Raw genomic sequence first — 6,189 nt, 5'->3', positions numbered from 1 at the left:
GGCGCTCGTGATGATGACCTTCAGGTCGGGCCGCTTCGGCAGGACCCGCGCCAGGTAGCCGAGCAGGAAATCGATGTTGAGGCTGCGCTCGTGCGCCTCGTCGATGATGATCGTGTCGTAGGCCTCGAGCAGCGGATCGGTCTGGGTTTCCGCGAGCAGGATGCCGTCGGTCATCAGTTTGACGGACGCGCCCGGCGCGAGGTTGTCGGTGAATCGCACCTTGTAGCCGACCACTTCGCCGAACGGCGTGCCGAGTTCCTCGGCGATGCGCCGACCCGTCGCCGACGCGGCGATTCGGCGCGGCTGCGTATGGCCGATAAGGCCCGTGCCGCCGGCACCGAGCCCGCGGCCGAGCGACAAGCAGATTTTCGGGAGCTGAGTGGTCTTTCCCGAACCGGTTTCGCCCGAGACGATCACGACCTGATTGTCGCGAATCGTGCGCGCGATTTCCTCGCGCCGCCCGGAGACAGGCAGCGCCGCCGGAAATTCGATCGGGGGAATGGGATTGGGCTGGACGGCGGGACGACGGCGACGCTCGGCATGGGCCGGGGCGGCGCCGGGTTGTTCGCTGTTGGCGCGCGGCGCGCGCGGTGCTCGGACCTCGCTCGCGGCCGGACTTTTGGATACGTTCGACATGGGGGCGCATTATAATCCCGGCATGAATTCTCAAACCGACCTCGCCCCCATGCCAGAGAGCGCCCCGGCCCGCCCCGCAGCGCCCGAATCCGAAGCCGTCTCGCACGCCCAGTTCGTGGACTGGATGCGATCGGTCGCCCCGTATATCCATGCGTTCCGCAATAAGACGTTCGTCGTCGGGTTCGGCGGGGAAGTGGTCCATGAAGGGTTACTCAGCGCGCTCGTATCCGATATCGCGCTGCTGCAAGCCATGGGGATCCAGATCGTGCTCGTGCACGGATCGCGCCCGCAGGTCGAAGAGCAGATGAATCTGCATGGCGTGCAGTCGGAGTTCTCGCACGGGATGCGCATTACCGATGCGCGCGCGCTCGAATCGGCGAAGGAAGCCGCGGGCGAAGTGCGGCTCGACATCGAGGCCGCGATCAGCCAAGGTTTGCCGAATACGCCGATGGCGCACGCGCACATCAGCGTCGTCTCGGGCAATTTCGTCACGGCGCGGCCGGTGGGCATTCTCGATGGGGTCGATTTCCAGCACACGGGCATCGTGCGCAAGGTCGACGCCGAATCGATCAAGCATTCGCTCGCCAGCCGCAAGCTCGTGCTGCTCTCGCCGCTAGGCTTTTCGCCGACGGGCGAGGCGTTCAACTTGTCGATGGAGGATGTCGCTTCGGCGGCCGCGATCGCGCTGCGCGCGGACAAGATCATCTTCCTGACCGAAACGCCGGGGCTCATGAACGACGCGGGCGAACTTACGCAAGAACTCTCGCTCGACGATGCCTACAAGCTGCTCGACAGCGGCGAAGTCAAGGGCGATTCCGCGTTCTACTTGAAGCACGCCGTGCGTGCTTGCCGCGGCGGCGTGGCGCGGGCGCACATCATCCCGCACTCGCTCGACGGCAGCCTGCTGCTCGAATTGTTCCTGCACGACGGCGTCGGCACGATGATCTCGTACGAGAACCTCGAAAGCTTGCGCGAAGCCACGCCGGACGACGTCGGCGGCCTTCTCACGCTGATCGAGCCGCTCGAATCGGACGGCACGCTCGTCAAGCGCGGCCGCCATCAGATCGAGCGCGACATCGATCACTTCTCGGTCATCGAGCACGATGGCGTGCTGTTCGGCTGCGCGGCGCTTTACGCCTACCCGCAAGAGCGGATCGGCGAAATGGCCTGCCTGACCGTCGCGCCCGACGCGCAAGGCGTCGGTGACGGCGAGCGGCTGCTCAAGCGCATCGAGCAGCGCGCCCGCGCGCGCGGTCTCACGCGCATCTTCGTGCTGACCACGCGTACCGAGCACTGGTTCTTGAAGCGCGGCTTCGTCAAGGCCACCGTGGACGATCTGCCTGAAGACCGCCGCCGCCTCTATAACTGGCAGCGCAAATCGCTCGTGCTGATGAAGCACCTTTGAGCGAACGCGTCGCTGCCCGCCCCCTATCGACTACAGGAGAAATTCACATGGCCCGCATGATTCAATGCGTCAAGCTCGGCAAGGAAGCCGAAGGACTCGATTTTCCGCCGTTGCCCGGCGATCTCGGCAAGCGAATTTACGAAGGCGTTTCGAAGGAAGCCTGGCAAGCCTGGCTCAAGCAGCAAACGATGCTCATCAACGAGAACCGGTTGAATATGGCCGACCCGCGCGCCCGTCAGTATCTGATGAAGCAAACGGAAAAGTTTTTCTTCGGCGAAGGCGCCGATCAAGCGGCCGGATATGTGCCGCCGACGCAAGGCTGACAAGCGGCCGGCGCGATCTCCGATCGCGCCTAATCTGACGGCCGCTGGCTTGTCGCAAATCTAGTGCCGGTGCGCCGTCCGCTTGTTTTCGTTCGTTGTTCCCTCTTCCCCGCCCCGCCCCGCCCTTACTCGCTTCCGTCGCTATATCGCCTGCGCGGGCTCGCTCGAGTTCAAGCAGCGGCAGCCGCGCCTTGACGATGACCGAGCAACCCGCGCGAGCGATGCAATGCCGCGCGTGCACCGCGCGTCGCCATCACGGCGCCGACCTGCCCGAGATTGAAATCGAGCGACACCATCAATTCCATGAGTTCGACCATCGGCAACACGACGGTCGGGCTGTACAGCCGTTGTTCGATAAGCTTTTTCATGGCGATTCTCCTGGCTTGCCTGCGGGGCAGCCTATGCCCCGTCATGCAACCTTGATCGCCATTGTAGGGACGCGCGCGAAGCCGATAAATGCGCTAAATCGAAAGTCACAAGTCGCGAGAAGCGAACAATCGCAGCGCGTGCTTCGGCGTCGCCCGAGCGCGCTATTCGAGCGGTGCGCCGACGAACGCCGGCAACGCTTCCGCACGCTGCGAGAGCGCCGCCAACCCAGGATAGCGGCCGGGTTCGACCGCACCCGCGATCGCATATTGCGTAAAGCGCCAGGCCACGGCGACGGTGATGTCGGGCTGCATGAGACGGTCGCCGCACAGCCACGCGCCGGTGCCCAGCATGGCCACATCGCGCTCCAACGTGTCGTAAGCAGCCGCCAACTGCGTTTGGAGGCGCTCGAGCCACGGCGCGTGCTGTTTTTCCTGTGGGCGCAGGTTCTGCTCGTAGACGATCTGCACCGTCTTTTCGCAAGCCGCGAGCGCGAACCCGATCAGGTGCAATGCGCGCCGGCGTTCCGCCAGCGCCGGCGGCATCAATCGGGATTCCGGGGCGACGCGCAGGTCCAGGTAGTCGAGAATCAGCGTGGAGTCGATCAACTGTGTGCCGTCGTCGTCGATGAACGTCGGCGCCTTAACCGTCGGATTGATTTGCCGAAACTCATCGAAGTGACGAAAAACAGAGACGGAGCGGTGCTCGAACGCGATGCCGAGCACGGCCATCGAAACGGCCACGCGACGGACAAACGGAGAATCCATCATGCCGATCAGTTGCATCGATGCCTCACTTTACGTGTGATAGGGACAAGGTACCGCGTGCAGCAGCCGCCAGTTTGCCGTCCCACGCAGCCAACCCGCAAGCAGGGACGCGCGGATTGGCAGAAAAAGAAGGCGATGTGTACGAAGAAGCTCACGGGCACGAGGCAGCCGATACGATCGATTTCAAGATGAAAGCGCAGCGTGCAACATCGCCCCGCCCGGGCGGGTCGAACACAACACGGGGTTTCGATGCGGAGCGACCGATCATGGCCAAGACGTTCTCTCGACTCGCTGCCTGCGCCGCCGCGCTGTTGGCGAGCACGGCCTGCGCACCTATCTCGTCCGACTACGCCTATTCGACGACGGTCCGCTTGCACGACGGAACGATCGTGAATTGCGACGTCAACGAGTCGCCGGTCGATAGCACGCCGGCACCGCCGGAAAACGGCCTGAGCGTGACGCAGGAGCGTCAGGCCGAAGTGCTCGCCACTCAGAGGCTGCGTGTGCTGAGCGGCCCCTATTCGCCCTATCCGTCGCCTTATACCGCGCCGATCGTGCACTGCAGGCCGGCCACCTGAGCGAGCGTGCTCCCCGGCTGCGCGTCGTCGGCCGGAACGATCGACCTCGACCGACCTCGATCGATCACTCGCCGATGCGCACCGGCAGCGCGTTGTCCTTGGCGAAGCGCATCACGAACTCGAAGGCCTCGGGACAGATCTCGGCAAGCTCTCCCGAGACGTTCAAGCACCTGACGCCGTCTTCGACGAGCGGCACCGCTAGCCAGGTCGATGCGACGCTGCAGCCCGGTCGCCGCTCTTTGACGAACAGGGTAATCACGCCGGCCAGCCGCTCGGCCCAGTCGCCCGGGCGAAACGGCTGGCCGCCTTCGGTCGTGCCGACGATCCGATGCGTGATTCGGTGTCGGATCAAGCTCGGATGCGGTCGATGTTCTAAGGTGGTCGTCATGCGGGGGTGAACGAGTGTGTCTGTCGCGTGCCATGCGCGAGCGGCATGGGTGTCGGCGCCATCGCAGCTAGGCCTTCGCCCGCGTGCAGACGAAAGGTCGCCACCGTCTCGTCGAGCATGCGGGCTTGCTCCTCGAGCGACGCGCTAGCGCCGGCCGCCTGCTCGACGAGCGCGGCATTTTGCTGAGTTGCGCGGTCCATCTGCGAGATCGCGACGTTGATTTCGTCGATGCCCGACGATTGACGCTCCGATGCCGCGCTGATTTCCGCGACGATCTGCGTGACTTCGCGTGCGGCGCCGACCACGTCCGCCATCGTTGCGCGGGCACGCTCGGCCAGTTGCGTTCCGTCTTTCACCTTCGCGACGGAAGCCGTCATCAATTCGCGAATTTCCTTGGCTGCGACGGCGGAACGCTGAGCCAGCGCGCGCACTTCGCCCGCAACCACGGCGAATCCCCTCCCCTGCTCGCCCGCACGCGCCGCCTCGACCGCCGCATTGAGCGCGAGGATGTTGGTTTGAAAGGCAATGCCCTCGATCGCGCGGATGATGTCGACGATATGCTCGGAGTCGGCCGACATATCGGCAACCGCATCGACGATCTCGCCCACCGCCTGGCCGCCGCGCTGCGCCGTGGAAGACGCCGTCTCGGCCACGGCGCGCGCTTCGCGCGCATGACGCGCATTTTGTGCCACGGCGGCCGTGAGCGCTTCGACACTCGCGGCGGTTTCCTCGAGCACCGCGGCTTGGCGCTCGGTTCGCGCGGACAAATCCGCATTGCCGCTCGCCATATCGTGCACGCCATGGCGGATTTCAGCCGTTCCCTCGCGCACGCGCGTGACGGCCGCCGCCAGGCTCTGCTGCATGCGCGCGAGTGCCGACATCAGCCGGCCCATATCGCCTCCGCCCGCTGTCTCGATCGTTGCCGTCAGATCGCCCTTGGCGATGCGCTCGAAATGATCGATGGCCTTGGCGATCGGCGTCACGATGGCGGCGCGCAAGAACGTGCGCGCGAGCACGGCAAACGCAACCGCTGCGAAACCGACGATCGAAAACAGCCCCAGCAAGCCGCGAAAGCGATCGTGCACGGCCGAAAAGTGCCGGCTTTGCGCCTGCACCTGGAAATCCATCAATTGCCGCGCCGCTTGCTTGTAATCCGTAAAAATCGCTTCGGGCGCCTGCCGTTCGATCATGCGAAACGACGCGAAGTCGTCTTGGTCGAGTGCCGACACCTCCGGGGCGATCACTTCCTTGATGAGCTTGCCGCGCGCCGCGCGCAATGCCGCTGCGAGCGACGCCTCGGTATCGCCCGCCAGGGGCAGCGCGCCGAACGTCGCCAGTGCGCGATCGCTGGCCGCTAGCGCCGCATGCACGCGCTCGAGCGTCGGCGCCGTGGGCTTGCCCTGCGCCATGAGCGTCTCGTAGCCGCCCAGGTCGATCCGCGCTTGGGACAGGTTGTCCGTACTGTCGGCCAACGCCGTCAAAGCGGCGGTCTCGCCGTGATACATCTTCTCGAATGCCACGTTGGCCGATTGCAGCACGGCGATCGATGCGGCGATGACGAACAGAAGCGCCCCTGTGTAGCCCAGGACGGTGAAGGTCAACGCGGCACGAATGTTAGTCGTCCTTATCATGCTGTCTTCCTCGCTCTGCATGAGAACGGAGTGCAACCACTCCGGCCGGCTCGCAAAAAAAAGGCGGCAAGCGAGTGGCTCGCCGCCGCCTATCA

At 64.8% G+C, this 6,189-nt stretch carries 7 protein-coding genes and 1 pseudogene; 3 read left to right on the top strand and 5 right to left on the bottom strand.

What is annotated here, in order from left to right; genetic code table 11:
• Positions 1-636, bottom strand: a pseudogene (locus ACTHN9_RS07925) (ATP-dependent RNA helicase HrpA); the annotation flags it as partial.
• A 22-nt stretch (positions 637-658) separates the two neighbouring features.
• Between ACTHN9_RS07925 and argA the strand changes: the two are divergent.
• Both argA and ACTHN9_RS07915 read left to right on the top strand, forming a co-directional pair.
• Positions 659-2,041, top strand: a complete 1,383-nt coding sequence (gene argA, locus ACTHN9_RS07920) for an amino-acid N-acetyltransferase (RefSeq protein WP_440536204.1) — start codon at positions 659-661, stop codon at positions 2,039-2,041.
• Between the two features lie 47 nt (positions 2,042-2,088).
• Positions 2,089-2,364 carry an oxidative damage protection protein gene (locus ACTHN9_RS07915; RefSeq protein ID WP_440536203.1) on the top strand — a complete coding sequence of 92 codons (276 nt, stop codon included), beginning with the start codon at positions 2,089-2,091 and terminating at the stop codon, positions 2,362-2,364.
• Between the two features lie 170 nt (positions 2,365-2,534).
• Here the strand turns inward: ACTHN9_RS07915 and ACTHN9_RS07910 are convergent, their stop codons facing one another.
• Together ACTHN9_RS07910 and ACTHN9_RS07905 are read right to left on the bottom strand one after the other, a co-directional pair.
• Positions 2,535-2,732, bottom strand: a complete 198-nt coding sequence (locus tag ACTHN9_RS07910) for a hypothetical protein (RefSeq protein WP_115534469.1) — start codon at positions 2,730-2,732, stop codon at positions 2,535-2,537.
• Positions 2,733-2,894: 162 nt separating this feature from the next.
• The gene (locus ACTHN9_RS07905; RefSeq protein ID WP_440536202.1) at positions 2,895-3,515 is read right to left on the bottom strand and encodes a glutathione S-transferase family protein; all 621 of its coding nucleotides are present in this window, start codon (positions 3,513-3,515) and stop codon (positions 2,895-2,897) included.
• 248 nt (positions 3,516-3,763) lie between these two features.
• Between ACTHN9_RS07905 and ACTHN9_RS07900 the strand changes: the two genes are divergently transcribed.
• Positions 3,764-4,075: a hypothetical protein gene (locus ACTHN9_RS07900; RefSeq protein WP_440536201.1), complete on the top strand. Its 312-nt coding sequence runs from the start codon at positions 3,764-3,766 to the stop codon at positions 4,073-4,075.
• 64 nt (positions 4,076-4,139) lie between these two features.
• Here the strand turns inward: ACTHN9_RS07900 and ACTHN9_RS07895 are convergent, their stop codons facing one another.
• Together ACTHN9_RS07895 and ACTHN9_RS07890 are read right to left on the bottom strand one after the other, a co-directional pair.
• Positions 4,140-4,463, bottom strand: a complete 324-nt coding sequence (locus ACTHN9_RS07895; RefSeq protein WP_440536200.1) for a DUF3579 domain-containing protein — start codon at positions 4,461-4,463, stop codon at positions 4,140-4,142.
• Positions 4,460-6,094 (bottom strand): methyl-accepting chemotaxis protein, encoded by a 1,635-nt coding sequence (locus ACTHN9_RS07890; protein ID WP_440536199.1) that lies wholly within the window; start codon positions 6,092-6,094, stop codon positions 4,460-4,462. The genes ACTHN9_RS07895 and ACTHN9_RS07890 overlap by 4 nt, the downstream gene beginning before the upstream one ends.
• Between the last annotated feature and the right edge of the window lie 95 nt (positions 6,095-6,189).

The sequence above is a fragment of the Trinickia sp. genome (genome assembly GCF_051953405.1).
GTDB lineage: Bacteria > Pseudomonadota > Gammaproteobacteria > Burkholderiales > Burkholderiaceae > Trinickia.
This window is presented reverse-complemented; position numbering and strand designations above follow the sequence as displayed.

Excerpts from the sequence above, each read along its gene's own strand:
- argA (WP_440536204.1), top strand. The coding sequence starts at position 659 with ATGAATTCTCAAACCGACCTCGCCCCCATGCCAGAGAGCGCCCCGGCC.
- ACTHN9_RS07915 (WP_440536203.1), top strand. The coding sequence starts at position 2,089 with ATGGCCCGCATGATTCAATGCGTCAAGCTCGGCAAGGAAGCCGAAGGA.
- ACTHN9_RS07910 (WP_115534469.1), bottom strand. The coding sequence starts at position 2,732 with ATGAAAAAGCTTATCGAACAACGGCTGTACAGCCCGACCGTCGTGTTG.
- ACTHN9_RS07905 (WP_440536202.1), bottom strand. The coding sequence starts at position 3,515 with ATGCAACTGATCGGCATGATGGATTCTCCGTTTGTCCGTCGCGTGGCC.
- ACTHN9_RS07900 (WP_440536201.1), top strand. The coding sequence starts at position 3,764 with ATGGCCAAGACGTTCTCTCGACTCGCTGCCTGCGCCGCCGCGCTGTTG.
- ACTHN9_RS07895 (WP_440536200.1), bottom strand. The coding sequence starts at position 4,463 with ATGACGACCACCTTAGAACATCGACCGCATCCGAGCTTGATCCGACAC.
- ACTHN9_RS07890 (WP_440536199.1), bottom strand. The coding sequence starts at position 6,094 with ATGATAAGGACGACTAACATTCGTGCCGCGTTGACCTTCACCGTCCTG.